24 protein-coding genes and 1 pseudogene are annotated in these 23,509 nt (G+C 71.6%); 13 read left to right on the top strand and 12 right to left on the bottom strand.

The window, feature by feature from the left end:
* Positions 1–108 precede the first annotated feature (108 nt).
* The 5 genes from ABD296_RS27505 to dnaA all read right to left on the bottom strand — a co-directional run bounded on the left by ABD296_RS27505 (position 109) and on the right by dnaA (position 7,191).
* On the bottom strand, positions 109–747 hold the full coding sequence (locus ABD296_RS27505) for a DUF721 domain-containing protein (protein WP_344273114.1): 639 nt from the start codon (positions 745–747) through the stop codon (positions 109–111).
* Between the two features lie 60 nt (positions 748–807).
* Positions 808–1,932 carry a DNA replication/repair protein RecF gene (gene recF, locus ABD296_RS27500; protein ID WP_344273111.1) on the bottom strand — a complete coding sequence of 375 codons (1,125 nt, stop codon included), beginning with the start codon at positions 1,930–1,932 and terminating at the stop codon, positions 808–810.
* Positions 1,933–2,155: 223 nt separating this feature from the next.
* Positions 2,156–3,076, bottom strand: a complete 921-nt coding sequence (gene gnd, locus ABD296_RS27495) for a phosphogluconate dehydrogenase (NAD(+)-dependent, decarboxylating) (protein ID WP_344273108.1) — start codon at positions 3,074–3,076, stop codon at positions 2,156–2,158.
* A gap of 95 nt (positions 3,077–3,171) precedes the next feature.
* A complete protein-coding gene (gene dnaN / locus ABD296_RS27490; RefSeq protein ID WP_344273105.1) occupies positions 3,172–4,314 on the bottom strand; it encodes a DNA polymerase III subunit beta in 1,143 nt (380 codons plus the stop codon).
* A 651-nt stretch (positions 4,315–4,965) separates the two neighbouring features.
* Positions 4,966–7,191: a chromosomal replication initiator protein DnaA gene (gene dnaA / locus ABD296_RS27485; RefSeq protein ID WP_344273102.1), complete on the bottom strand. Its 2,226-nt coding sequence runs from the start codon at positions 7,189–7,191 to the stop codon at positions 4,966–4,968.
* A 658-nt stretch (positions 7,192–7,849) separates the two neighbouring features.
* Here dnaA and rpmH point away from each other — a divergent pair.
* Genes rpmH through ABD296_RS27460 form a run of 5 tightly spaced genes read left to right on the top strand, consistent with a single transcriptional unit; the run spans position 7,850 to position 10,264 of the window.
* Positions 7,850–7,987 carry a 50S ribosomal protein L34 gene (gene rpmH / locus ABD296_RS27480; RefSeq protein WP_151593908.1) on the top strand — a complete coding sequence of 46 codons (138 nt, stop codon included), beginning with the start codon at positions 7,850–7,852 and terminating at the stop codon, positions 7,985–7,987.
* A gap of 12 nt (positions 7,988–7,999) precedes the next feature.
* Positions 8,000–8,368: a ribonuclease P protein component gene (rnpA, locus tag ABD296_RS27475; RefSeq protein WP_344273091.1), complete on the top strand. Its 369-nt coding sequence runs from the start codon at positions 8,000–8,002 to the stop codon at positions 8,366–8,368.
* Positions 8,365–8,736 (top strand): membrane protein insertion efficiency factor YidD, encoded by a 372-nt coding sequence (yidD, locus tag ABD296_RS27470; protein ID WP_344273088.1) that lies wholly within the window; start codon positions 8,365–8,367, stop codon positions 8,734–8,736. The genes rnpA and yidD overlap by 4 nt, the downstream gene beginning before the upstream one ends.
* The gene (yidC, locus tag ABD296_RS27465; RefSeq protein ID WP_344273085.1) at positions 8,729–9,742 is read left to right on the top strand and encodes a membrane protein insertase YidC; all 1,014 of its coding nucleotides are present in this window, start codon (positions 8,729–8,731) and stop codon (positions 9,740–9,742) included. Before yidD ends, yidC begins: the two co-directional genes overlap by 8 nt.
* A gap of 36 nt (positions 9,743–9,778) precedes the next feature.
* Positions 9,779–10,264, top strand: a complete 486-nt coding sequence (locus ABD296_RS27460) for a Jag family protein (protein WP_344273082.1) — start codon at positions 9,779–9,781, stop codon at positions 10,262–10,264.
* A gap of 462 nt (positions 10,265–10,726) precedes the next feature.
* On the opposite strand, the gene ABD296_RS27455 is transcribed toward ABD296_RS27460, so the two are convergent.
* Complete coding sequence (locus ABD296_RS27455) at positions 10,727–11,248, bottom strand: DUF6458 family protein (RefSeq protein ID WP_344273078.1); 522 nt, start codon at positions 11,246–11,248, stop codon at positions 10,727–10,729.
* A 203-nt stretch (positions 11,249–11,451) separates the two neighbouring features.
* Between ABD296_RS27455 and rsmG the strand changes: the two genes are divergently transcribed.
* From rsmG to ABD296_RS27440, 3 genes are all read left to right on the top strand, one after another.
* Positions 11,452–12,144: a 16S rRNA (guanine(527)-N(7))-methyltransferase RsmG gene (gene rsmG / locus ABD296_RS27450; RefSeq protein ID WP_344273245.1), complete on the top strand. Its 693-nt coding sequence runs from the start codon at positions 11,452–11,454 to the stop codon at positions 12,142–12,144.
* A 371-nt stretch (positions 12,145–12,515) separates the two neighbouring features.
* Entirely contained in the window at positions 12,516–13,331 is an 816-nt protein-coding gene (locus ABD296_RS27445; protein ID WP_344273242.1) for a ParA family protein, read from the top strand.
* A complete protein-coding gene (locus ABD296_RS27440; protein ID WP_344273075.1) occupies positions 13,328–14,332 on the top strand; it encodes a ParB/RepB/Spo0J family partition protein in 1,005 nt (334 codons plus the stop codon). Before ABD296_RS27445 ends, ABD296_RS27440 begins: the two co-directional genes overlap by 4 nt.
* Positions 14,333–14,979: 647 nt before the next feature.
* Here ABD296_RS27440 and ABD296_RS27435 read toward each other — a convergent pair.
* Both ABD296_RS27435 and ABD296_RS27430 read right to left on the bottom strand, forming a co-directional pair.
* A complete protein-coding gene (locus ABD296_RS27435; RefSeq protein ID WP_344273072.1) occupies positions 14,980–15,921 on the bottom strand; it encodes a D-alanine--D-alanine ligase family protein in 942 nt (313 codons plus the stop codon).
* A 138-nt stretch (positions 15,922–16,059) separates the two neighbouring features.
* Positions 16,060–17,292: an aminotransferase-like domain-containing protein gene (locus ABD296_RS27430; protein WP_344273239.1), complete on the bottom strand. Its 1,233-nt coding sequence runs from the start codon at positions 17,290–17,292 to the stop codon at positions 16,060–16,062.
* A 296-nt stretch (positions 17,293–17,588) separates the two neighbouring features.
* On the opposite strand from ABD296_RS27430, the gene ABD296_RS27425 reads away from it, so the two are divergent.
* The 3 genes and pseudogenes from ABD296_RS27425 (at position 17,589) to ABD296_RS27415 (ending at position 19,253) form a co-directional block, all read left to right on the top strand.
* Positions 17,589–18,206: a GNAT family N-acetyltransferase gene (locus ABD296_RS27425; RefSeq protein WP_344273070.1), complete on the top strand. Its 618-nt coding sequence runs from the start codon at positions 17,589–17,591 to the stop codon at positions 18,204–18,206.
* 37 nt (positions 18,207–18,243) lie between these two features.
* Positions 18,244–18,933: pseudogene (locus ABD296_RS27420) on the top strand (serine/threonine-protein kinase); the annotation flags it as partial.
* Positions 18,934–19,001: 68 nt separating this feature from the next.
* Entirely contained in the window at positions 19,002–19,253 is a 252-nt protein-coding gene (locus ABD296_RS27415) for a hypothetical protein (protein WP_344273068.1), read from the top strand.
* Between the two features lie 79 nt (positions 19,254–19,332).
* On the opposite strand, the gene trxA is transcribed toward ABD296_RS27415, so the two are convergent.
* Positions 19,333–19,647 carry a thioredoxin gene (gene trxA / locus ABD296_RS27410; RefSeq protein WP_344273066.1) on the bottom strand — a complete coding sequence of 105 codons (315 nt, stop codon included), beginning with the start codon at positions 19,645–19,647 and terminating at the stop codon, positions 19,333–19,335.
* Positions 19,648–19,705: 58 nt separating this feature from the next.
* On the bottom strand, positions 19,706–20,659 hold the full coding sequence (gene trxB, locus ABD296_RS27405; protein ID WP_344273064.1) for a thioredoxin-disulfide reductase: 954 nt from the start codon (positions 20,657–20,659) through the stop codon (positions 19,706–19,708).
* Between the two features lie 166 nt (positions 20,660–20,825).
* On the opposite strand from trxB, the gene ABD296_RS27400 reads away from it, so the two are divergent.
* Both ABD296_RS27400 and ABD296_RS27395 read left to right on the top strand, forming a co-directional pair.
* Positions 20,826–21,398, top strand: a complete 573-nt coding sequence (locus ABD296_RS27400; RefSeq protein ID WP_344273061.1) for a dienelactone hydrolase family protein — start codon at positions 20,826–20,828, stop codon at positions 21,396–21,398.
* Positions 21,399–21,450: 52 nt separating this feature from the next.
* On the top strand, positions 21,451–21,801 hold the full coding sequence (locus ABD296_RS27395) for a TfoX/Sxy family protein (protein ID WP_344273058.1): 351 nt from the start codon (positions 21,451–21,453) through the stop codon (positions 21,799–21,801).
* 68 nt (positions 21,802–21,869) lie between these two features.
* Here ABD296_RS27395 and ABD296_RS27390 read toward each other — a convergent pair whose 3' ends face one another.
* The gene (locus ABD296_RS27390) at positions 21,870–22,652 is read right to left on the bottom strand and encodes an anti-sigma factor family protein (protein WP_344273055.1); all 783 of its coding nucleotides are present in this window, start codon (positions 22,650–22,652) and stop codon (positions 21,870–21,872) included.
* A complete protein-coding gene (sigM, locus tag ABD296_RS27385) occupies positions 22,649–23,272 on the bottom strand; it encodes an RNA polymerase sigma factor SigM (RefSeq protein ID WP_344273052.1) in 624 nt (207 codons plus the stop codon). The genes ABD296_RS27390 and sigM overlap by 4 nt, the downstream gene beginning before the upstream one ends.
* Positions 23,273–23,509 lie beyond the last annotated feature (237 nt).

Genomic DNA, 23,509 nt, shown 5'->3' with positions numbered 1-23,509 from the left:
CCCGCCTGCCCCTTGTCACCCAGCTGAGCGCCGGGAGCGCCTCTCCGCGGGGCGCCGCGCGCCGCGTGAACCGCCGAACCGCTCCCTCGCGGGCGCTCGGCCGCCGGTTCAGCGGACGCGCCAGGCGCCGTTGCGGCGGGGGCCCGACGCCGGACCGACCACCTTGACCCGGCGGACCGTCCCGTGCCCCAGCTCCTCGTTCAGCCGCCGCACCAGTGTCGACGACAGCAGCCGCAGCTGCGTCGCCCACGTCGTCGAATCGGCGGCGACGGTCAGCTCGCCGTCCTCGAAGCGCTCCGGACGGGTGTGCTCGGCCAGCTCGGGACCGACGATGCCGGCCCAGTTCCCGAACACGCCGCCGACCGCCGCGCGCTGCTCCCACCCGCGCGAGGCCAGCAGGTCGCGGATCGCCGCGCCGAACGCCTGCGGGTCGCCGCCGCGGCTCGGATCCCGCACCCGGACGGGCTTGGCCGCGCCCTTGCGCTTGCCTCCCTGGCCGGGGAGGGTGCCGCGCTTCAGCGCGTCGGCCTTCGCCTGCGCGAGCGCCTCCCGCGCCAGCTCGATGCCCGACTTCGCCGGGACCCCGCCGGACTCCCCCGACGCGGCGTCGTCCCCCTGCGAACCGGCCGTCTGCGGCCCCGACTCCTGGGAGCCGGCCCCCTGTGGACCGGCGCCTGGCGGGGCGGCGGCCTGCGGGCCGTCCACAGCCTGGGGATCGTCGGCGCCGCCGGGATCCGGAGAATTCACCGGACCGGGGGAGTTGTGCACATCCTGTGGATCATTCGTCACCTGCGCGCCCCTTCCCGGTCAGTCCCGGACCACCCGGCCGTCGGAGACGGTATACGAACCGCCCGTCAGTTCCGCCGGGACGTCGGCGGGGACCGCCGCGGTGATCAGCACCTGCTCGGCCGGCACCACCATCTCCGCCAGCCGGCTGCGCCGCCCCACGTCCAGCTCGGCGAACACGTCGTCGAGGATCAGCACCGGGTCGTCGCCGTCCGCGCGGAGCAGGTCGAACGCCGCGAGCCGCAGCCCGAGCGCGAACGACCACGACTCGCCGTGGCTGGCGTAGCCGCGCGCGGGCAGCTCCCCCAGCCGCAGGACGAGCTCGTCGCGGTGCGGCCCGACCAGGCTCACCCCGCGCTCCAGCTCCTGCTTGCGCGCCTCGGCCACGCCTGCCAGCAGCTGCTCGGCCAGCCGTCCACGGTCTGTGGACAACTCCTCCGCCGCCAGCGAGCTCTTGTAGTGCAGATCGGCCGCGCCGCTGGCCGGGGCGAGCGCCGCGTACGCGCGCGCGACGAGCGGGCGGAGCGCCTCCACCAGCTCGAGCCGCCCCGCCAGCAGCTCCGCCCCGGTGCGCGCCAGATGCGAATCCCACACGTCGAGCGTCGCGAGCACCTCGGGGCCGGGGGACCGGCGATGTGCGGCGGCCGATTTCAACAGGGCGTTGCGCTGCTTGAGGACGCGGTCGTAGTCGGACCGGACCGCCGCGAACCGGGGGGCCCGCGACGTCAGCAGCTCGTCCATGAACCGGCGGCGCTCCCCCGGGTCGCCCTTCACCAGCGTGAGGTCCTCCGGGGCGAACAGCACCGTCCGCAGCATCCCCAGGATCTCGCGCGGCCTGGGGACGGGGGACCGGTTCAGCCGCGCCCGGTTCGCCTTGCCCGGGTTGATCTCGAGCTCGATCAGCGCCTTGCGGTCGTCCTTCACCACGCCCGCGCGCACGATCGCGCGCGGCGCGCCCTGCCGGACGAGCGGCGCGTCGGTCGCGGCGCGGTGGCTGCCGTGCGAGGCGACGTACCCGATCGCCTCGACCAGGTTCGTCTTGCCCTGCCCGTTCGGCCCCACGAACGCGGTCACGCCCGGCCCGAGCGCCACCTCGGCGGTGGCGTACGACCGGAAGTCCTGCAGCGAGAGGTGGGCGACGTGCACGAGACACGAGCGTAGAGCCTCCCGCGCACCGCCCACACACTCCGCGCGTTCTGTGGATAACCCTGGACGGCTTTGAGCCGCCCAGCCGTCGCGCGAGCGCGTTACCTGCCCGGTGGTGCGACGCCGAAGGCGAGCACCACCGGCCAGATCGCGAAGCGATGCCGCGCTCGCCCAAGACCGGTCAAGGGTCGAGCCGCCAGGCGAGACCTTTGGGCCGGGATTGCTACAACACAGGGGGGTTCACGTCGGCGCCGGGGGAGTCGGCGCCCTTGGCGGTCTCGATCGCGTGCCCGCCGAACTGGTTGCGCAGCGCCGCGACGACGCGCATCGCGGGGGAGTCGTCCTGCCGGGAGGTGAACCGGGCGAACAGCGAGGCGGTGATCGCCGGCAGCGGGACGGCGTGCTCCACCGCGGCCTGCACCGTCCAGCGGCCCTCGCCGGAGTCGTTGGCGTAGCCGCGCAGGTCGTCCAGCTCCGGGTCGTCCTTGAGCGCGCGGTTCAGCAGGTCCAGCAGCCAGGACCGGATGACCGTGCCCTCCTGCCAGCTGAGGAACGTGTCCGGCACCTTCGTGACGAGGGGGCTGGCCTCGATCAGCTCGTAGCCCTCGCCGAAGGCCTGCATCATCGCGTACTCGATGCCGTTGTGGACCATCTTCACGTAGTGGCCGGCGCCGATCTTGCCGGAGTGCACGAAGCCGTAGTCGCCCTCCGGCTTCAGCGTCTCGAAGATCGGCATCAGCCGCTTCACGTTGTCCTCGTCACCGCCGACCATGAGGGCGTAGCCGTTCTGCAGTCCCCACACGCCGCCGCTGACCCCGCAGTCGACGAAGCCGATGCCCTTGCCGGCCAGCTCCTCGCCGTGCTTCTGGTCGTCCACATAGTGTGAATTACCGCCGTCCACCACGAGGTCGCCCGCGTCGAGCAGCTCCCCCAGCTTGTTGATGGTGTCCTGCGTCGGGCCGCCCGCGGGCACCATCACCCACACGGCGCGCGGCGGGGAGAGGCGTTCGACCAGCTCCTCGACCGAGCCGACGTCGCTGACGTCGGGGTTGCGGTCGTAGCCGACGATCGTGTGACCGCCGCGCCGCAGCCGCTCGGCCATGTTCGCGCCCATCTTGCCCAGGCCGATGATGCCCAGCTCCATGCTCACTTCTCCCCTGTGCGTAACTGCCCGTGCCCGTCCGCGGAGGCTTCCCCGCGGACCGGTCGTCTCCCCCAGGTATGCCCCAGGACCGGTCTTTACCCAGACAACCGCACCGGCATGATCAGATAACGGTAGTTGGGGTTCTCACCGTCCTGCGGGGGCTTGCCGGTGAGCACCGCCGGCTTGGTGGGCGTGGTGAACGACAGCCGCGCGACGTCCGAGCCGATCGCCGAGAGCCCGTCGAGCAGGAACCCGGGGTTGAAGGCGATGTCGATGTCCTCGCCCTCCAGCGTCGCCTCCAGGGCCTCCACGGCCTGAGCCTCGTCCCCCGTCCCGGCCTCCAGGACGACCTCTCCCTGGCTGAACGAGAGCCGCACGGGGGTGTTGCGCTCGGCGACCAGCGACACGCGCTTCACCGCCTCGATGAACTGCGCCGTCTGCACCTCGGCCAGGCCCGCGTACTCGCTTGGCAGCAGCGACCGGTACTTGACGAAGTCGCCGTCCAGCAGCCGCGACGTGGTGCGGCGGCCGCCGCCCTCGAAACCGATCATGCCCTCGCCGGCGCCGCCGGTCGCGGCCAGCGCGATCGACACCTCGGCGCCCGCGGTCAGCGACTTGGCGGTGTCGGCCAGCGTCTTCGCCGGGACGAGCGCGACCGCGGAGAAGTCCGGCCGCTCCGGCTTCCAGTGCAGCTCCCGGACGGCCAGCCGGTACCGGTCGGTGGACGCGAGGGTGACGGTCTCCCCCTCGATCTCCACACGCACACCGGTGAGCATGGGGATGGTGTCGTCCTTGCCCGCCGCGATCGCGACCTGGGCGACGGCGGCGGCGAACTCGTCGCTGCCGACCGCGCCGGCGGCCGGCGGCATCTCCGGCAGCGACGGGTAGTCCTCCACAGGCATGGTGAGGAGTGTGAACTTCGCGCTCCCGCAGCGGAGCATCACCTTCGCGCCGTCGGTCGTGACCTCCACAGGGTGGGGAGGAAGGCTGCGCGAGATCTCCGCGAGCAGCCGGCCGGACACCAGCGCCGTCCCCGCCTCCTCGACGTCGATCTCCGTGGAGACCTGCGCGGAGACCTCGTAGTCGAACGCCGACAGCTTCAGCCGGTCGTCGTTGCCTTCGCCTCCGGCGACGATGTGCATGCCCGCGAGCACCGGCACCGGGGGCCGGACCGGCAGCGTGCGCGCCGTCCAGGCCACGGCGTCGGCCAGGGCGTCTCTGTCGATGCGGAACTTCAAGGGGACCCGCCTCCTGCAGGTGTCGGACGAGGGTGTGCTGCTTGCGCCTCGGCGCGGGCGCTCGGGGCGCGTTGTCCCCAGGCCCTGATTTGAGTTGGATCTTTTCTTGAGTAGAGAAGTAGAGCAGTACCAGTAATAGGGGCCGTGGATAGTGTGGACAGACCGCGTTCCCGCAGGTGAGACCGCGGATCTCTGTCCACCGGGTCTGTGCATCGGCGGTGGACGGCGCGGGCCGTGCTGGGGACGGCGATTCCGTCCCCACAGGTCGTCCTCACGTCATCCCCCGGTTGTCCACGAGTTTTCCGCAGGTTCTCCCGGGCCGTCCCGGCTCCCGGCCGTCGTGGCGGGGTCCGGCCGCGGTCGTCCCCAGGGCGTCCCCAAGGCTTCCCCAGCTTGTCCACGGGTTCGTCCCCATGATGCCGGGTGGCCGTCCCCAGGGCTTCCACAATCGGTCCACGAGTCGTCCCCATGTTGTCCGCAGGTTTTCCCCGGCCTTTCGGCCGGGATCCCCAGGGTTATCCCCAGGTTGTGCGTGTCGATCTTGGTTCGGGGCCGCCGCCGGCCGGTGTTCGACCGGGCGTTCGAACGGCCTGTGCACGAGGCTTTTACACAGCTCGCAAGGGGCCGGGACGGCCCGTCCGGGCCCTTCCGTCAGCGCTTGCGGGCCTGGTGCTTGATCCGTCCCGTCAGCTCGGTGACCTGGTTGTAGATCGCGCGGCGCTCGGCCATCAGCGACCGGATCTTGCGCTCGGCGTGCATGACCGTGGTGTGGTCGCGGCCACCGAACTGCTGCCCGATCTTGGGAAGCGACAGGTCGGTCAGCTCCCGGCACAGGTACATCGCGATCTGCCGGGCCGTCACCAGCATCCGCGACCGCGACGGCCCGCACAGGTCCTCGATCGTCGTGCCGAAGTACTCGACCGTCTGCGCCATGATCATCGCCGCGGTGATCTCCGGACCGGAGTCGTTGGGGATCAGGTCCTTCAGGACGATCTCCGCGAGCTTCATGTCGACCGACTGCCGGTTCAGGCTCGCGAACGCCGTCACCCGGATCAGCGCGCCCTCCAGCTCGCGGATGTTCGTCGCGATCTGCGAGGCGATGAACTCCAGCACGTCCGGCGGCGCGGCCAGGCCCTCCTGGCGGGCCTTCTTCTGCAGGATCGCGATCCGCGTCTCCAGCTCGGGCGGCTGGACGTCGGTCGTCAGGCCCCACTCGAACCGGTTGCGCAGCCGGTCCTCCAGCGTGACCAGCTCCTTGGGCGGCCGGTCGCTGGAGATCACGATCTGCTTGCTGGCGTTGTGCAGGGTGTTGAAGGTGTGGAAGAACTCCTCCTGCGTCTGCTCCTTGCCCTCCAGGAACTGGATGTCGTCGACGAGGAGGATGTCCACATCCCGGTAGCGGCGGCGGAACCCGTCGGCCTTGCCGTCGCGGATGGAGTTGATGAAGTCGTTCGTGAACTCTTCGGAACTCACATAACGGACACGTGCTCCGTTGAAGAGGCTCTGCGCGTAGTGGCCGATCGCGTGCAGCAGGTGCGTCTTGCCGAGCCCGGAGTCGCCGTAGATGAACAGCGGGTTGTAGGCCTTGGCCGGCTGCTCGGCGACGGCGACGGCCGCGGCGTGCGCAAACCGGTTGGACGAGCCGATGACGAACGTCTCGAAGGTGTACTTGGGGTTGAGGCGCGCGTGCTCGGACGCACCGGCGCCCTGACCGCCGCCACTCTCGCGCGCGCCCCCGGGGCCACCCGAGCCGGACGGTCCGCCAGGGGCCGGGACCGGTCCACGAGCGTCGGACCCCTCGTCGTCGCGGAAACCGCCCTCGCCCCGGTACGGCTTTTCGTCGCGGTACTGCTCGGAACCCGGATACTGCTCCGGCCCTGTGTACGACTGCTCCGTGCCGGGAAACGGGGACTCCGCCTTATAGGAGTCTTCGTCGCGCCCCAGCGGAGGCTCGCCTTTCCCATGCTGGGCCTCTCGGCCCATCGGCTCGCCACGGCCGCCGGGACGCAGCGGGCCGAGCGTGCGGTCATTGAGATGGGAAGGCGCGTGCGGGGGCCGTCCGGGAGGCTCGCCACCGAACCCCTCGGAGCCGAACCCTTCTGCTCCCCCATAGCCCTCGGGACCGCCGAACCCTTCCTGCGGACGGCCGCGCCCCGGAAAGTTCGGGACGTTTCCCCGGTCATAGGAGGACGGCCCGCGCCCCCCCGGACCGGCCCCATACGCGGGGGGACGGGGAGCCGGCGGATAAGGGGCGCCGTGGTCATTGTCACGCTGCGGCCATCCACGGTCGTCGTCGCCCTGTGGATATCCACCGGGAAGGCCCGGCCTGTGGGTAACTTCGGACGGCGGCCGGTAGCCCGGGTCGCCGTACGGCTGCTCCGGGTAAGGACGGTCGGTGTAATCCGGGCGCTCGGAGTAAGGGGAGTCCCCGTACTGCTGCTTGTCCGGATAGGGCCGATCCCGGTCGCGATCCCGGTCCCTGTCGCGGTCCTCAAGCGGCCGTTCGCCATAAGAAGAAGGCGCGGACTCGTGCATCCCCGGACCCGGCACCGGCGCCGACAGCGGCTCTCCCGAACCCGCGCGGGAACCGCCGCCCGGACCCGGCCCGGAAACGGCCGGCGGCTCCGGCTGGACGGTCACCGCGACGCGGATCTCCCTGCCCAGTTCATGGGAGAGCGCCTGCGTGATGAGGTTCCGCAGCCGCGTTTCCAGGGCGTCCTTGGCGAACTCGTTGGGCGCCGCCAGAAGGGCCGTCCCCTCCACCAGGGCCAGCGGGCGGACCATCGGCAGCCATGCGCGGTAACTCGGGGACAGATCGCTCTCAGACAGCGCGGTGAGGGTGCGGGCCCAGACCGATCCGAGATCCTGACCGTCCATGCGCAAGGTCCCCTCCCCACAACTCCGCCGAACGGAGTACCTGACCGTCCGGGTACCTGACCGCCCGGCTGTCCCACGAGTTGCGGCCCGCCTCGTTGGGCACGGCCGCGACGCGGAAGCCTTACTCTCTCACGAGTTGTCCACAGAGTTGTCCACATGCTGTGCATAGGCATGAGGCACCCTGTGCAAAACTCCGCCGCAGGGGTTCGGGAAAGGCGGGACGGGGCGTCTCCGGCCGCGTCGGCGGCCGGGCGGGGTGGTTCTCGATTGGGGGGCGGGCGGAACACCGAACATCGCTCTCACGAGTCACAGGAGCGTCGGCTTGCCCGGAGGAAGAACCCTAGCCCGTGCCGATCCGCACCCGCAACACGAAGCCGGGACCGTCCGGGGCCGATACGGTGCGCGAGCGGGCCCCCGCCGGACGACCAGCTCCAACGGGACGTCCGGCGCCGCGGCGGCCGCATGATCCGTTTGACCGGGCGGGGCGATTGCCCGTAACGTGCTGAGGTCGAGTCGCATCGACGGAGGTGACGCGTGCCCGCCGGTCGTCCGCCCGGACGGCACGGGTGGGCCCCCGCTGCGGGGGACCGAACGCGGGCCCTCGATGCGAGCTTTCGCACCTTTCTAGTCGAACCGACCGCAGCACTGGAGCCTCAAAGTGAGCAAGCGTACATTCCAGCCGAACAACCGCCGCCGCCACAAGAAGCACGGCTTCCGGCTGCGGATGCGCACGCGCGCCGGGCGCGCCGTCCTCTCCTCGCGGCGCGGCAAGGGCCGTGCCCGCGTCGCGGTCTGACCGTTCCCTCCCATGCTGCCGTCCGGGAACCGGATGCGGCGGCGGGACGACTTCTCGTTGGCCGTCCGGCGCGGTCGCCGCGCCGGACGGCCTAACGTCGTCGTCCACCTGCTACGGCCGGAGGAGGCCGCGGAGGCCGCCGTCCCGGCGCTGGTCGGGTTCATCGTTGCGCGCAACGTCGGCAACGCCGTGACCCGCAACGCGGTGCGGCGCCGGCTCCGGCACCTCGCGCGCGGGCACGTGGACCGGCTTCCACCGGGTAGCCTGCTCGTAGTGCGCGCCAACCCCCGCGCGGGGGAGGCGCGCCCCGACGAACTGGCCGCGGATCTGGAGTCGGCGCTCGACCGGCTGCTGCGGCCCGCGTCCAAGGGGCGGAGATGAGGAACTGGCACGGGGAGCCGATCCCCGCACGACGCCCGGCGACGACCCCAGGTCCGGTCGCCGCGGTGTTGATCCTTCTCGTCCGCGCCTACCGCCGCTTCTTGAGTCCCCTGCTCGGGCAGCAGTGCCGCTTCACCCCGTCCTGCAGCACCTACGGCCTCAAGGCCCTCCAGGTGCACGGGGCGGGGCGCGGCACATGGCTGACGGTCCGCCGGATCGCGCGGTGCCACCCCTTCCACCCCGGCGGCTACGATCCGGTGCCGCCGAAGAAGACGCCCTCAGGCAAGTCCGGGGCGGCCTCTTCGAACTCCGGCCGCAAGGAACGCGGCCCCGCCCTAGCAGAGCCCAAGGAGCTGCCCGGTGCTTGACTGGTTGTACGAGATCGTCTCTCAGCTCATCGTGTGGATCCACGCTGGGCTGAGCGTCGTCTTCCCCAAGGACAGCGGATGGGCCTGGGGCGGCTCGATCATCCTGCTGACCGTCCTGCTGAGGCTCGTCCTCGTTCCGCTGTTCGTGAAGCAGATCCATGCCTCGCGGAAGATGCAGGAACTGAACCCGAAGGTTCAGGCGCTGCGCAAGAAGTACAAGAACGACAAGCAGCGCCTCAACCAGGAGGTCATGAAGCTCTACCAGGAGAACGGCGCGAACCCGCTGTCGGGCTGCCTTCCCCTGGTCGTGCAGATGCCGGTCTTCATCGGCCTGTTCCAGACCCTGAAGCGCATCTCGGACGCCAAGGAAGGCCACAGCGTCTTCGCGATGTCGGCCGACCTGGTGCACAGCGCCCAGAACGCCAACATCTTCGGCGCGCACATCCCGGACACGTTCCTGAACGCCTGGAGCGACAAGACCTGGAGCGCGATCATCATCACCGGCATCGCCGTGGTGACCAGCTCCTGCACGACCTTCTTCACCGTCCGGGCCAGCATGAAGCGCCAGCCCGCCGCCGCGGCCGACGCCAACCCGATGATGCAGGCGCAGAAGATGATGGTCTTCCTCGCGCCCCTCTTCGGCCTCTTCGGGCTCGGCTTCCCGCTGGGCGTGCTCATGTACTGGGTGACGTCGAACTCCTGGACGCTCGCGCAGCAGCACTACATCTACAAGCGCTTCCCGCCGCCCACCGACGCGACCGCCGACACCGGCACCACCGCGGGCACCAAGACCGCCGGGTCCAAGCCGGCCGCGAAGACGGGCGCGAAGGCGGCGGGCGGCAAGGCCGCCGCGGGCAAGAACGGCCAGGCGCCGTCCGGGATCAAGGCCAAGCTCAAGAAGGAGCCGGAGCCGGCCCCCGAGCCCGAGGACACCAAGCCCAAGGTCGTCCGCAACCAGCCGACCCGCAAGTCCCGCAGCAAGCGGAGCGGCAGCCCGAAGCGCTAGTTTGGACCCCTGTCCTCGCCGAAGAAGGAGACCCCGTTGAGCCAGACCGACACCACCGAGGTCGACGTCCAGGCCCTCGAGCAGGAAGGCGAGATCGCCGCCGACTACATCGAGGGCCTGCTGGACATCGGTGACTACGACGGCGACATCGACATGGACGTCGAGGGCGAGCGCGCCATGGTCGCCGTCGTCGGTGCGTCGTTGGACGAGCTGGTCGGCAAGCGCGGCGAGGTCCTGGAGGCGCTGCAGGAACTGACCCGGCTGGCCGTGCACCGCCAGACGGGCAACCGCACCCGCCTCATGCTCGACATCGGCGGCTACCGCGAGCGCCGCCGCGCCGAGCTGACCAAGCTCGGCACGGACGTCGCCGACGAGGTGAAGCAGGGCGGCGAGTCGAAGCCGCTCGCCCCGATGACCCCGTTCGAGCGCAAGATCGTCCACGACGCGGTGGCGGCGGCGGGTCTGCGTAGCGAGTCCGAGGGTGAGGAGCCCGACCGCTACGTGGTCGTCTACCCCGCCTGACCCGCCGATCGTCCACCTCGCGCCTGGACTGGCGCCCACCCGACGACCCACCGAACGGCCCCGGCAAAGCACGACGCCGGGGCCGTTCGCACGCCCGGCCCCAGCAAGCGGCACGGCGATTATCCACAGATCGACGTTCTACTTCCGCTCCCTGCGGCGAGGGTTGACGATGGGGATATGCGGGTCCGCCCCCGGGCGGGAGGGGCGTCTTTTCGGGGTAGCAGCTCGCCTCGGGTTCCTGTTGCGGGTGTGTACCTGCGGTGGTGAGGGCCGGGTAGACGAGGCGGGGCCCCGCGCCCTGACCGGCGCGGGGCCCCTGGGGACCCGGTGTGCACCGCCGCCCAAAGCACACCGGGTTGGTCTTTCGTGGACGTTCACGCGTCGGGCAGCGGCCGGGCGCGGCGTCTCCAGAGTCGGGCGGACGCCCGGACGCGGATCAGCGCGTACGTCGTCCCGTCGCGGTCACCTGCGCCGGCGCAGGGTGCGGCCGTACACGCTCCGCTCGCGCGGCGCCGGGTCCGGCACCGGAGCCGACTCCTGTGCCGGGTCGCGGATCGGCTCGACGGTGGGCGCGGAGCCGACGCCCGTGCTGTTCTGCTCCGCGGGGTCCTGCGCGACTGCCGGGTCCTGCGCGACCGCCGGATCCTGGGACATGTGCCCGTGCGTCACGCCCTCGTCGGCCGGGTGCTGGATCACCCGCTCGACGCGCTCGGCGGGACGGCCCGCGGGGGCGGGGTCTTCAATGATGTGCTCCTCGTGCACCACCGTTCCCGGCTCGTCCCCATAGCCGGGGTCCGCTCCGGCTATCCGGCCGGCCTGGCGGCGCGGGCGCGTGTATTTGAGGGTGAACGCCATGCTGAAGGCCCCGACCAAGAGCAGGATCCAGCCGACGAGGTGGATGTCGACGCCGGCGAGATCGACGCGGAGGGCGAACGCGAGGATCGCGCCGATGGCGATGAACGCGAGACTGACTCCGATTCCCATGTCTCGGAGCTCCTTCCAGGGGGCGACACCGTCCCTCTACCCGGCGGACGCCGAATATGCGGAAGGACATGTGGTTCTTGCCATACCGCAAGAGTTCGCCGTTCCCGCCCGGGCGGCGAGCGGTTTCGCGTCCCGAAGACGAGGTGTTCCGGTCCGGGACGTTGCGCATGTACGCCGTCACGCTGTTTTGTGGAACGATTCGGATGGTGGGGATTGCACGCGAGGTTTTCGGGGAAGCTCTGCCGGTCGCGGAGCGCTATGCGGCGTTCCTCGCCGACGCGGGCGTCGAGCGCGGGCTGATCGGGCCGCGCGAGGCCGATCGGCTCTGGGAGCGCCACCTGATCAACTGTGCGGTGGTGGCGGAGGCGATCCCGGCGGACGCGCAGGTCGTGGACATCGGGTCCGGCGCCGGCCTCCCCGGCATCGTGCTCGCGATCGTCCGCCCCGACCTGCGCATCACGCTGCTCGAACCGCTGCTGCGGCGCACCACCTTCCTCAACGAGTGCGTGGAGATGCTCGACCTGCGGAACGTCGAGGTGCGCCGGGGCCGGGCCGAGGAGGTCGCCAAGGAGTTCTCGGTGGACGTGGCGACGGCGCGTGCGGTGGCCCCGCTGGAACGTCTCGCGAAGTGGGCGCTGCCGCTGCTGCGCCCGGGCGGCGAGCTGCTGGCGCTGAAAGGCGAGCGGGCCGCCGCCGAACTCGCCGAAGCCGAGCCCGTTCTGCAGCGATTCGGGGTGCGTACCACCGAACTGCTCCAAGTCGGGCGCGGTATGGTCGACCCGCCGACAACGCTTGTCCGTGTGGTCGCCGGCAGACCGGCGGATCGCAGTGCAGCGGCCGGGCGACGACAACGCGCGCCCCGGCGCGCTGAAGGGTCGAGGAAGAGGTCTTCATGAGCACGGGACCAGGACTGGGCCGGCCTGACCGCGCCGACGAATCCCCCGACGAACGACCGCCCGGCCCGGGCGGGACCGGCGACGCCGAGCCCGCGCGGGAAACCCCCGCGAGCCCGGCCGCGCAGGCCGACGAGGAGACGCGGGGGGACGCCGGCGTCGCGACGACGCCGGCGGCCGCGCCCTCCGGGCACGCAATGTGGGGTAATACGACGTCCGGTACCGCGGAGAACGTCGGCTATGTGCCGACCAGCGCCGGCACACAGCAGGCGGGTCCGCGCAACGGACCATCTCAGGGGGAGTCAGAACTCGTGCGCGAGGCGCTCAAGGACGCCAAGGTTTCACATGAAACAGCGGTCACCGCCCTCAAGGCGATGTCCGGCCGCAGGGAACGCGAATGGCCGCGGCCGGACCACTGCCGCATCATCACCATCGCCAACCAGAAGGGCGGCGTGGGCAAGACCACCAGCTCGGTGAACCTCGCCGCCTCGCTCGCCATGCACGGCGCGCAGGTGCTGGTGGTCGACCTCGACCCGCAGGGCAACGCGTCCACCGCGCTCGGCGTCGAGCACCACGCCGAGATCCCGTCCATCTACGACGTCCTGATCGAGGACATGGCCCTCGCCGACATCGTCGTCGCGGCCCCGGAGATCCCGAACCTGTACTGCGCGCCCGCGACGCTCAACCTCGCCGGCGCCGAGATCGAGCTGGTCTCCAAGGTGGCCCGCGAGTCCCGGCTGCGCCGCGCGCTGGACGCCTACGACACCGACAAGTTCGACTACGTGCTGATCGACTGCCCGCCGTCGCTCGGCCTGCTCACCGTCAACGCCCTCGTCGGCGGCGACGAGCTGCTCATCCCGATCCAGTGCGAGTACTACGCCCTCGAAGGGCTCGGGCAGCTCATCCGCACCGTCGACCTCGTCAAGGCGCACCTCAACCAGAAACTGTGGGTGTCGACCATCCTGCTCACCATGTACGACGCCCGGACGCGGCTCGCCGCGCAGGTCGCGGACGACGTCCGCAGCCACTTCGGGGACGTCGTCCTCAACACGGTGATCCCCCGCAGCGTCCGCGTCTCCGAGGCGCCGAGCTACGGGCAGTCCGTCATGACGTACGACCCGGGTTCCAGCGGCGCCCTCGCCTACAGCGAGGCCGCCTCGGAAATGGCCCATGGAGGGGCGAGGAAGTGAGCCAGCAGCGACGCGGTCTGGGCAAGGGGCTCGGTGCCCTCATCCCCACCGCCCCGCCCCCGCCGCCGGCGGACGAGCCGGCCGGCGCGGGCGGCACGGGCGGGCCCGGCTTCCCCGGCGGCCCGAACGGCCCCGGCCAGGACGGCGCCGCGTCCCCGGACGCCCCGCTGGTCGCGGGGGCGCATTTCGCGGAGCTGCCCGTCAAGTCGATCACCCGCAACCCGCGGCAGCCGCGCGAGCACTTCGACGAGCAGGCGCTCGAAGAGCTGGCCGAGTCGATCGCCATCGTCGGACTACTGCAGCCGGTCGTCGTCCGCCGGGCGGAGTCCGGTGAGCACGACTACGAGCTGATCATGGGCGAGCGCCGGCTGCGCGCCTCCCAGATGGCCGGGCTGGACGTCATCCCCGCGATCGTCCGCGACACCGGCGACAACGATCTGCTCCGCGACGCCCTCATGGAGAACCTGCACCGCCAGCAGCTGAACCCGCTGGAGGAGGCGGCCGCGTACCAGCAGCTGCTGCAGGACTTCAACGCGACCCACGAGCAGCTCGCCGGACGTATCGGCCGGTCCCGCTCGCACATCACGAACACGCTGCGGCTGCTGAACCTGCCGCACGCCGTCCAGCTCCGGCTCGCCGCCGGCGTGATCTCCGCCGGACACGCCCGCGCGCTGCTCAGCCTCGACAGCCCCGAGGCGCAGGCGCACATGGCGAAGCGGATCGTGGAGGAGGGCCTCTCCGTCCGCGCCGTCGAGGAGATGATCGCGCTCCGCGAGGTGGAGGACGAACCGAAGGCCGCCCGGCAGGGGCGCCGGAAGAAGCCGGTCGCCCCCGGACTCCAGGAACTGGCCGACCGCCTGTCCGACCGCTACGAGACCAGGGTCCGCGTCGACATGGGCCGCAACAAGGGCAAGATCGTGGTCGAGTTCGCCACCCTCGAAGACCTCGACCGCATCATCAAGTCGATGGTCCCCGACGAGGGCGGCACCGGCGAGCCGTAAGCCCTCGACTTCGCTTCATCAGAGCGCCCCGGGAGAGTCTCTTCCGGGGCGCTCTGCGTTCTCCCGGCCGATGTTTCCCGTGAAACATCGGCGGCGGCGGTGCGCCTACGCCTCCTCGTGGAGCCCCCCGGAACTCGATGGCGCTCGGGCGACCGCACGCGCAGCTTTGTGGAGAGGGGGGAAGTCGACGCCGTGCCAGAACGACACGTGGTGAGATTGGCGCCAGGCCCAGAGTTCGACCGTGCAGCGGCCAGGACCGCGAGCGCCAGGAGTGGCCTCTCCGAGGAACGCGGCGTGGCCTTGGTGACCGAGAAGCCGGAGCGATGGATGCGGGTCCGGTGCCTCCCCCGCGAGCCCAAAAGGCGGCCGTCCGGTGGCGAAGTGCTCAGACCGTTGTGTCGGGTGGCTGGGGCGCGCCGCCACCATGGGTCGACCCGGGCGCCGATGTTTCCCGTGAAACATCGCTCAGCGGTGCCCTCCGGACGGTCGTCGTGGCGGAAGAGCGTCGGACGCGGTCGATTGCGGGACGCTTGCGCGTCGCGACTCCGGCGTGTCTTGGCGGAGGCTTGGGGAGCCACCAATGTTTCCCGTGAAACATCGGCCGCCTCGTCTCCCGATGTTTCACGGGAAACGTCGAGAGGTGGGGGTCAGTCGAACTGGGCGACGATCAGGTCGCGGCAGACCTCGCCGAGATCGAGGCCGGCGACGCTGACGGCGCGGGGGAGCAGGCTCGTCTCGGTCATGCCGGGCGCCACGTTGACTTCGAGGAAGTGGATCTCGCCCCCGGGGTCGACGATGAGGTCGGTGCGGGAGAGGTCGCGAAGGCCGAGGGTGCGGTGGGCGGTGATGGCGGCGGCGGTGGCGCGTTCGGCGGCGTCGGGTGAGAGGCGGGCCGGGGTGATGAAGTCGGTGTCCTCGGTGTCGTAGCGGGCGGTGTAGTCGTAGCGGCCGTCCGGGGCGACGATCTCGACGGCGGGGAGGGCGTGCGGCTGCCCGTGGCGCTCGATGATGCTCACGGCGATCTCGGTGCCCTCGATGTAGCGCTCGACCAGAGCGGCATCGCCGTAGGCGAAGCAGCCGACGACGGCGGCGGACAGCTCCGACGGCTCGCGGACGACGGATGCGCCGAGGGCGGAGCCGCCGCGGGTGGGCTTGACGAACAGCGGCAGGCCGAGGCCGCGGACGATCTGGTCGAGGACGGACGCGGCGCCGAGGTCGTGGAAGACCTCCTTGGGGAGGGCGACGGACTCGGGGGTGCGCAGCCCGGCGCGGCGCACCACGGACTTGGCGGTCGGCTTGTCCCAGGCGACGCGGCAGGAGTCCGGGCGGGCGCCGACGTAGCGGACGTCGAGGAGGTCGAGGACGTCGCGGATCGAGCCGTCCTCCCCCGCCGCGCCGTGCAGGACGGGGAACACCGCGTCCGGCGGGTCGTCGCTGAGGGAGTCCAGGAGGGTGGCGTCGGCGTCGCGCAGTTCGACGGGGATGTCGAGGGCGCGCAGCGCGTCGCTGACGCGGCGGCCCGAGCGCAGCGAGACCTCTCGCTCGTAGGACAGTCCCCCGGCGAGGACGACGACGTGCCCGAGTTCCACAGCAGGTGCCCTTCTGGCGTCCGGACTTGGAGCGGCGACGAAAAAGCGCCGGCTCCCCAGCATGGGGGAGCCGGCGCGGTTACGCGAAACCGGGCGGTACCCGGGCGTTGCGGCGCCGCCGCCCGCCCGGAGGCCGGTTCAGACGATGCCCGGGCCCGGGGTGTGCACACCGCCGGGGCCGTCGTGCTCGACTCCCCCGAAAGTGTCCCGCAGCCGGATCTCCTTCTCCACCACCGCGGCGAGGCGGCGGACGCCCTCGCGGATGCGGTCGGGCTCGGGGAAGCAGTAGGACAGCCGCATGTTGCGGCGGCCGCCGCCGTCGGCGTAGAAGCCGGTGCCGGCGACGTAGGCGACGCGGTCGGCGATCGCGCGGGGGGCCATCGCCTTGGCGTCCAGGCCCTCGGGGAGGGTGAGCCAGACGAAGAAGCCGCCGGCGGGGCGCGTCCAGGTGCAGCCGTCCGGCATGAGCTGCTCGAGCGCGTCGAGCATCGCGTCGCGGCGCTCCCGGTACAGCTCGCGGAAGCCCTTGATCTGCTCGCGCCACGGCTGCGTGGCGAGGTACTCGCGGACGGCGAGCTGGGAGAAGTTCGACGGGCACAGGATCGCGGACTCGGCGGCGAGCACGAGCTTGGCGCGGACGGCGTGCGGCGCGAGCACCCAGCCGACCCGCAGCCCGGACGCGATCGTCTTGGAGAACGACCCGAGGTAGATGACGCGGTCGGGGTCGTCGGCGCGCAGCGCCCGCATGGGGTCGCCGTCGAAGCCGAGGAGGCCGTACGGGTTGTCCTCGACGATCAGCACGTCGTATTCGGCGCAGATCTCCAGGATCTGGGCGCGGCGCGCGGTGGTGAGGGTGACGCCGGCGGGGTTCTGGAACGTGGGGACGGTGTAGAGGAACTTGACGCGGCGGCCCTCGCGGCGCAGCCGGGCGAGGGTCTCGCGGAGCGCGGAGGGAATCAGGCCGCCCTCGTCGAGCGGGACGTGCACGACGTCGGCCTGGTAGGCGGCGAAGGTGCCGAGCGCGCCGACGTAGGAGGGAGCCTCGGCGAGGACGACGTCCCCGGGGTCGACGAAGATCTTGGTGATGAGGTCGAGGGCCTGCTGGGCGCCGACGGTGACGACGACGTCGTCCGCGGAGCCGTGCACGCCTTCGAGGGCCATCACTTCGCAGATGAGCTCGCGGAGCCCCTCGTCGCCCTGCGCGGAGCCGTACTGCAGCACCTCGGCGCCCTTGCCGGCGACGAGGTCGCCGATCATCGAGCCGACGGCGTCGAGGGGCAGCGCCGACACGTAGGGCGCGCCTCCCGCCAGCGAGACCACCTCGGGACGGGCGACCATCGCGAACAGAGCCCGGATCTCCGACGGCACCATCCCGGCGGCGCGGGCGGCGTAGCGGTCGCTGTAGGCATCGGTTCGCGAGTGCTGTTCCACGAGGCACCTCCGGTGGGGCTGACTTGACCGCAAAGGTACGGCATCGGTTCCGGGGGGATCGGGCGAACCCCGCACCTGGCGCGCCGCCCGGTCATTCGTCCCCCGTCCGATACGATGCCCGAGGATCCCGGTTTGTTGCCGGGGAGTTCCGCGCAAGTGGGCGATCCGTCCCGAAGGTCCCGGCCGTGCCGTGGGTCTTCGCGGCGGACAGGATGCCAGCAGGGGGTGCCGGCCCGGTGTCGCGTCGTCTCGTCAACATCACGCTGGACAATCTGGACGATCTCCCGCACCGCTGTCGCGGCTGCGTGTTCTGGGAGCTGGATCCGGTCAGCCGCGACCGGGCGCGGGCGAGCGGCGACGCTGGGCTGGAGAAGGAGGCGTGGATCTCCTCCACGCTGCTGGAGTGGGGCTCCTGCGGAAAGATCGCGTATGTGGACGACGTGCCGGCGGGGTTCGTGATGTTCGCGCCGCCGCTGTACGTCCCGCGCTCGGTGGCGTTCCCGACGAGTCCGGTGAGCGCGGACGCGGTGCTGCTGATGACGGCGCACATCCTGCAGGAGTTCACCGGCGGCGGCCTCGGCCGGATGCTCGTCCAGGGCGTCGCCAAGGACCTGACGCGCCGCGCCGTGAAGGCGATCGAGGCGTTCGGCGACCTGAAGGGCGAGGAGGGCGGCTGCATGGTGCCGGCCGACTACCTGCTGTCGGTCGGGTTCAAGACCGTCCGCCCGCATCACCGGTACCCGCGGCTGCGGCTGGAGCTCAAGTCGGCCCTGTCGTGGCGTGAGGACGTCGAGGTCGCCCTCGAACGGCTGCTGGGCTCCATGACCCCGGAAGGTGCGCTCCGCCCCGCCTGAGAGCCGTTCAGGGCTTCCCCGTCCGGGGGCGCGCGGGATGCGCGGCCTGGATCGGCCACAGACGGCCGACCCGAACCGCCGGGCTGTCCTGCACGACGGGCTGATCGCCGGGGCGGAGGATCGCGGGGCGCTGGCGAAGGAGCTGGAGGTCGCCCGGCGGGTCGCGGCGTTCTGCACGGCCCAGATCATCGCCGCCGACCTGGACTCCGACCGGCCGTACGTGGTGAGCGAGTACGTCGACGGCCCGTCCCTCCAGCAGATCGTGCGGTCGGACGGCCCCCGGACGGGCAACGCGCTGCACCGGCTGTCCGTCGCGACCGCGACCGCGCTGGTGGCCATCCACGAGGCGGGCATCGTGCACCGCGACTTCAAGCCCGCCAACGTCCTCGTCGGGCCGGACGGACCGCGGGTCATCGACTTCGGGATCGCCCGCATCGTCGAGTCGAGCACGACCCTCTCGGGCGGCCTGATCGGCACCCCGGCCTACATGTCCCCCGAGCAGGCGGCGGGCGGGCGGGCCGGGCCGGAGACCGACGTCTTCGCCTGGGGCTGCGTGATGGCCTACGCCGCGCTCGGGCGGCCGCCGTTCGGCACCGGCCCGGTGCCCGCGGTGATCGCGCGCATCGCCCACGCGGCCCCGGATCTCGGTGATCTCCAGGGGCCGATGCGCGACCTGATTCTGGCCTGCCTCGACAAGGATCCCGCGCGCAGGCCCAGCGCGCACGCCGTGCTGATGCGGCTCATCTCCGCACCGCGGTCGCCGTCGCCGCGGAACACCGTGCCCCAGCGTCCGTCATGCGGCAGAGGGTCTGCAGGTACGCCCTGCTCGCCGAGGACGGCAAGGTGGTGCTGGTCAGGGGCGCGGGGCAGAGCGACTGCCGGCAGGAGAGGATCCAGAACAGTGACATCGCCGTCGCCGATCTGCCCGCCGCCCAGGCGGACGCGGTCAGGCAGGGGAGCCTGGTCTTCGTCGGAAGGGCCGACGCGGAGCGGAAGCTGGCGGAGCTCGGCACGTGCGCCGGCGCCTCGGGCTGCCCGGCCTCCTGACGGCGTGCGGCCCGGGACCGTGGTGGTCCCGGGCCGCAGGAGTCGCTCTCGCCGTGAGCGGACGGCGTCGATCAGTCGGTCAGAGGAACTCGGCGAGGTCGCGCAGCAGCGCGGCCTTCGGCTTGGCGCCCATGATCTGCTTGACGACCTCGCCGCCCTTGTAGACGTTCATCGTCGGGATCTGCAGGACGCCGAACTTGGCCGGGACCTTCGGGTTCTCGTCGATGTTCAGCTTGACGATGTCGAGCTTGTCGCCGTGCGCCGCGGAGATCTCCTCCAGGATCGGCGCCACCATCCGGCACGGGCCGCACCACTCGGCCCAGAAGTCGACCAGGACGGGCTTGTCGCTGGCCAGGACCTCTGTCGCGAAGTCGGCGTCGGTCACGGCTTTCATGGTGTCTCCTTCGGTAAGGCTGCCCGGCGCGGGTCGAGGCACCGGACGGGCGTGCTGGTCAGGCCTGCGGGACGGTCTCCGCGGCGTGCTGGTCCTGCAGCCACCGCTCGGCGTCGATGGCCGCCGAGCAGCCGCTGCCGGCCGCGGTGATGGCTTGACGGTAGATGTGGTCGACCACGTCGCCGCAGGCGAACACGCCGGGAATCTTCGTCCGCGTGGTCGGGGCGTCCACCAGCAGGTAGCCGTCCGCGTCGGTCTCCAGCTGGCCGGTGAACAGCTCGCTGCGCGGGTCGTGGCCGATCGCGATGAACAGGCCGGTGATCTCCAGCGGGGACTGCTCGCCGGTCCTGAGGTTGCGGACCTGCACGCCGGTCACCCGGTCCTCGCCGTCGATCCCGACGACCTCACTGTCCCAGAGGAAGCGGATCTTCTCGTTGGCGAACGCCCGGTCCTGCATGATCTTGGAGGCGCGCAGCTCGTCGCGGCGGTGGATCACGGTGACGGAGCGGGCGAACTTGGTCAGGAAGATCGCCTCCTCCATCGCGGTGTCGCCGCCGCCGACGACGGCGATGTCCTGCTCGCGGAAGAAGAAGCCGTCGCAGGTCGCGCACCAGGAGACGCCGCGTCCCGACAGCCGCTTCTCGTCCGGCAGGCCGAGCTCGCGGTAGCCGGAGCCGGTCGCGACGATGACCGTCTTGGCCAGGTACGTCTCGTCGCCGACCTTGACGACCTTCGGGTCGGCGGCCAGGTCGACCTCGGTGACGTCGTCGGTGATCAGCTCGGCGCCGAACCGCTCGGCCTGCTTGCGCAGGTTGTCCATCAGGTCGGGGCCCATGACGCCGTCGGGGAAGCCGGGGAAGTTCTCCACGTCGGTGGTGTTCATCAGCGCGCCGCCCGCGGTCACCGAACCCTCGAACAGCAGCGGCTTCAGGTCGCCGCGGGCCGCGTAGACCGCGGCCGTGTAGCCCGCGGGGCCCGACCCGATGATGATGACGTTACGGACGTCGCTCACTGTTGTGCGCCTCTCCTCTTGGCCTTCGGTCGCCTCACCGCACGGCCTTGCCAGTCGCGTCAACCGATACTAGGGCCAGGGGATTCCCGGTACGCGCCGCCGCCCCCGTGACCTGCGCCGCGGTACGGCCCGCGGCCCGTCCGGCCACCGCCCTAGGGTGGTGCCCATGGCACGCATTCTGCTTCTCCACTCGATGCTCGGGCTGCGACCGGCCGTGCACCAGGCGGCGGACCGCCTGCGCGGCGCGGGGCACGAGGTCACCGTCCCGGACCTGTACGGCGGCCGGGTCGTCGACACGCCCGAGGAGGGCGTCGAGATCAAGGAGGAGATCGGCCGGGACGCGCTGCTGCGGCGGGCGGTCGCGGCCGCGGCGCCGCTCACCGACGAGGGCGGCCTGGTGTACGCGGGCTTCTCGCTCGGGGCGGCGATCGCGCAGAACCTGGCGCTCGGCGACGAGAAGGCGGCCGGCCTGCTGCTGATGCACGGGACGTCCGACCTGGCCGACGACGCGTCCACCGACATCCCCGTGCAGCTGCACGTCGCCGACCCCGACACCTACGAGCCGGTCGACTGGCTGAACGCGTGGTATCTGCGGATGCGCAAGGCGGGCGCGGACGTAGAGGTCTTCCGGTACCGCGGCGCCGGGCACCTGTTCACCGACCCGGACCTGCCCGACCACGACCCCGAGGCCGCCAACCGGTCCTGGGCGATCGCCCTCGACTTCCTGGCGTCGCTGTAGCCGGCCATGCACAGGTCGACTGAATGTCGGTGGCGGCGAGCATAATCCGGCCATGGCTTACGACCACGATCTGGCCGATCTCATCCGCGAGCTGATCGCGGGCGAGGAACGCGTCACCGAGCAGCCGATGTTCGGCGGGCTGGCCTTCCTCGTCGGCGGGAACATGTCGGTCGCCGCGAGCCGGCAGGGCGGCCTGCTCGTCCGGGTGGACCCGGCCGAGGCCGAGGCGCTGGTCGACGGCGAGCGGGTGAGGCCGATGGTGATGGGCGGGCGGGAGATGCGCGGGTGGCTGCATGTCGACGCCGACGCCGACGGTCCGCCCGACGAGGTCGGACGGTGGGTGTCGCGCGGCGTCTCCTACGCGCGGTCGCTGCCGGCCAAGTCCAAGTCCGGGCGCGGCTGAGTTCCGCCGGCGCCCGGCTCCCGCCCGGAGAAACGGGACCAGGCGGGATCAGAGGGGAGCAGGCCGGTCTAGGCGGGTTCGTGTTCGAGGACGTGGGCGTCCTGCGCGCTGCAGTCGGGGCCGACGACCCAGACGTCCCAGCTGCCGCTCCTGGCGCCGGGGAGCGCTATCACGGTCGCGTCCTGCCCGTCGTAGGTGGCCTGGTCGACGAGCGCGGGCGTGCGGCCCCGGGTGACGCCGGTGACGCAGCCGGACATCAGCGCGGTGGGCGCGGAGCCCTGGAGCCGCAGCTCCTGGCCCTTACCGAGCAGCCGGTCGATCTGGCCGCCGAGCCGCCCGGCCCGGTAGTCGGTTCCGCTGCGGGTGACCTTGAAGGACGCCGCGCTCAGCGCGGACTGGGACGGTGCGACCGCGTTCGGCGCCGAACCACCGGCCTCGTGATGCTTCTCGTTGTCCTGTGCCGGTGCCGAGGCCCGGCCGGCGGTGCCGTCCGAGCCGTCGAGCGCGATCTTGCCGACCGCCGCTCCGCCGCCGAGCACGACGACCGCCGCCGCCGCGGCTGACAGTATCCGCCAATGCCGCCTTCCGCGCCGCTGCTCCATGCTCACCACGGTGGCGTTGTGCATCGACTCCGCCGCGATGGCGGTGTCGATGCGCTCGGCCAGCTCGGCGGGCATGGACGGGACGGGTGCCTCCGCCAGGATCCGGGAGACGTCCGCGAGGTCGGCGGAGCGGTCCCGGCATTCGACGCAGGATTCGAGGTGCGCGTTGACGGAGGCGGCCTGATCGTCTTCGAGCAGTCCTTCGGCCAGGTCGGCCAGGACGTCGTAGTCAAGATGTGCGGGGTTCACTTGGGCATGCCACCTCCTTCCACACCTCCGACGTTTTTGGAGTCGCGTCGGTTCCGGTGGTGGGTCAGAAGGGGGGCGAGCCGCGCGCGGCCCCGCGCGCACCGGCTCTTGATCGTCCCGGGCGGGACCTCCATCACCTCGGCGGCGTCGTCGACGGAGTAGCCCATCATGTCGACCAGCACGAGCGCGGCGCGCTGCTCGAACGGCAGTTGCTCCAGCGCGGTGCGGACGTCCAGCGACACCCCGTGCGCGTCGGTCGGGTCGGGCATCTTCGGCGCGACGGCGTCGAACGTCGCGTCGTCGCCCATCGGGGTGGCCGGGCGGACGGACTTGCGGCGGATCCGGTCGAGGCAGGCGTTCACCACGATCCGGTGCAGCCAGGTGGTGACGGCCGCGTCGCCGCGGAACCGGCCGGCGGCGCGGAACGCCGACAGGCACGCGTCCTGCAGGGCGTCGGAGGCCTCCTCCGGGTCGCCGAGGGTGCGCAGCGCGACCGCCCACATCCGGTCCCGGTGCCGGTGCACCAGCTCGGCGAAGGCGTGCGGGTCCCCCTGGGCGTGCCGGGCGAGGAGCTCCTTGTCGGGGACCTCGTCGACGCGACGCATGCTCACCGACGTCATGAGCGACCGCTTTCTCGTACGGGCCGCCCTGCCGGTGCCGGGCGGCTGCGACCGGTTGCGGCTGCTCGGGTGGACACCACGGTTTCCTGGGGGCGAGGGGACAGGGATGCTCACAGGCACGATACAGACAACCGGCAGCTCACGTCACAGGTCGCGGCGCTCCGGACCGCGCCGCGGGCGGCCGGGCGTGCGGCCGAGGCGACGCCGGCGCCGGCCGCGGCGCGGCCAGCCGGCCGG

Source organism: Actinomadura napierensis, from assembly GCF_039529375.1.
GTDB classification, from domain to species: domain Bacteria; phylum Actinomycetota; class Actinomycetes; order Streptosporangiales; family Streptosporangiaceae; genus Spirillospora; species Spirillospora napierensis.
This window is presented reverse-complemented; position numbering and strand designations above follow the sequence as displayed.

Excerpts from the sequence above, each read along its gene's own strand:
- gnd (WP_344273108.1), bottom strand. The coding sequence starts at position 3,076 with ATGGAGCTGGGCATCATCGGCCTGGGCAAGATGGGCGCGAACATGGCC.
- dnaA (WP_344273102.1), bottom strand. The coding sequence starts at position 7,191 with ATGGACGGTCAGGATCTCGGATCGGTCTGGGCCCGCACCCTCACCGCG.
- rnpA (WP_344273091.1), top strand. The coding sequence starts at position 8,000 with ATGCTGCCGTCCGGGAACCGGATGCGGCGGCGGGACGACTTCTCGTTG.
- yidD (WP_344273088.1), top strand. The coding sequence starts at position 8,365 with ATGAGGAACTGGCACGGGGAGCCGATCCCCGCACGACGCCCGGCGACG.
- ABD296_RS27455 (WP_344273078.1), bottom strand. The coding sequence starts at position 11,248 with ATGGGAATCGGAGTCAGTCTCGCGTTCATCGCCATCGGCGCGATCCTC.
- rsmG (WP_344273245.1), top strand. The coding sequence starts at position 11,452 with ATGGTGGGGATTGCACGCGAGGTTTTCGGGGAAGCTCTGCCGGTCGCG.
- ABD296_RS27445 (WP_344273242.1), top strand. The coding sequence starts at position 12,516 with ATGTCCGGCCGCAGGGAACGCGAATGGCCGCGGCCGGACCACTGCCGC.
- ABD296_RS27430 (WP_344273239.1), bottom strand. The coding sequence starts at position 17,292 with ATGGTGCCGTCGGAGATCCGGGCTCTGTTCGCGATGGTCGCCCGTCCC.
- ABD296_RS27415 (WP_344273068.1), top strand. The coding sequence starts at position 19,002 with ATGCGGCAGAGGGTCTGCAGGTACGCCCTGCTCGCCGAGGACGGCAAG.
- trxA (WP_344273066.1), bottom strand. The coding sequence starts at position 19,647 with ATGAAAGCCGTGACCGACGCCGACTTCGCGACAGAGGTCCTGGCCAGC.
- ABD296_RS27400 (WP_344273061.1), top strand. The coding sequence starts at position 20,826 with ATGGCACGCATTCTGCTTCTCCACTCGATGCTCGGGCTGCGACCGGCC.
- ABD296_RS27395 (WP_344273058.1), top strand. The coding sequence starts at position 21,451 with ATGGCTTACGACCACGATCTGGCCGATCTCATCCGCGAGCTGATCGCG.
- sigM (WP_344273052.1), bottom strand. The coding sequence starts at position 23,272 with ATGACGTCGGTGAGCATGCGTCGCGTCGACGAGGTCCCCGACAAGGAG.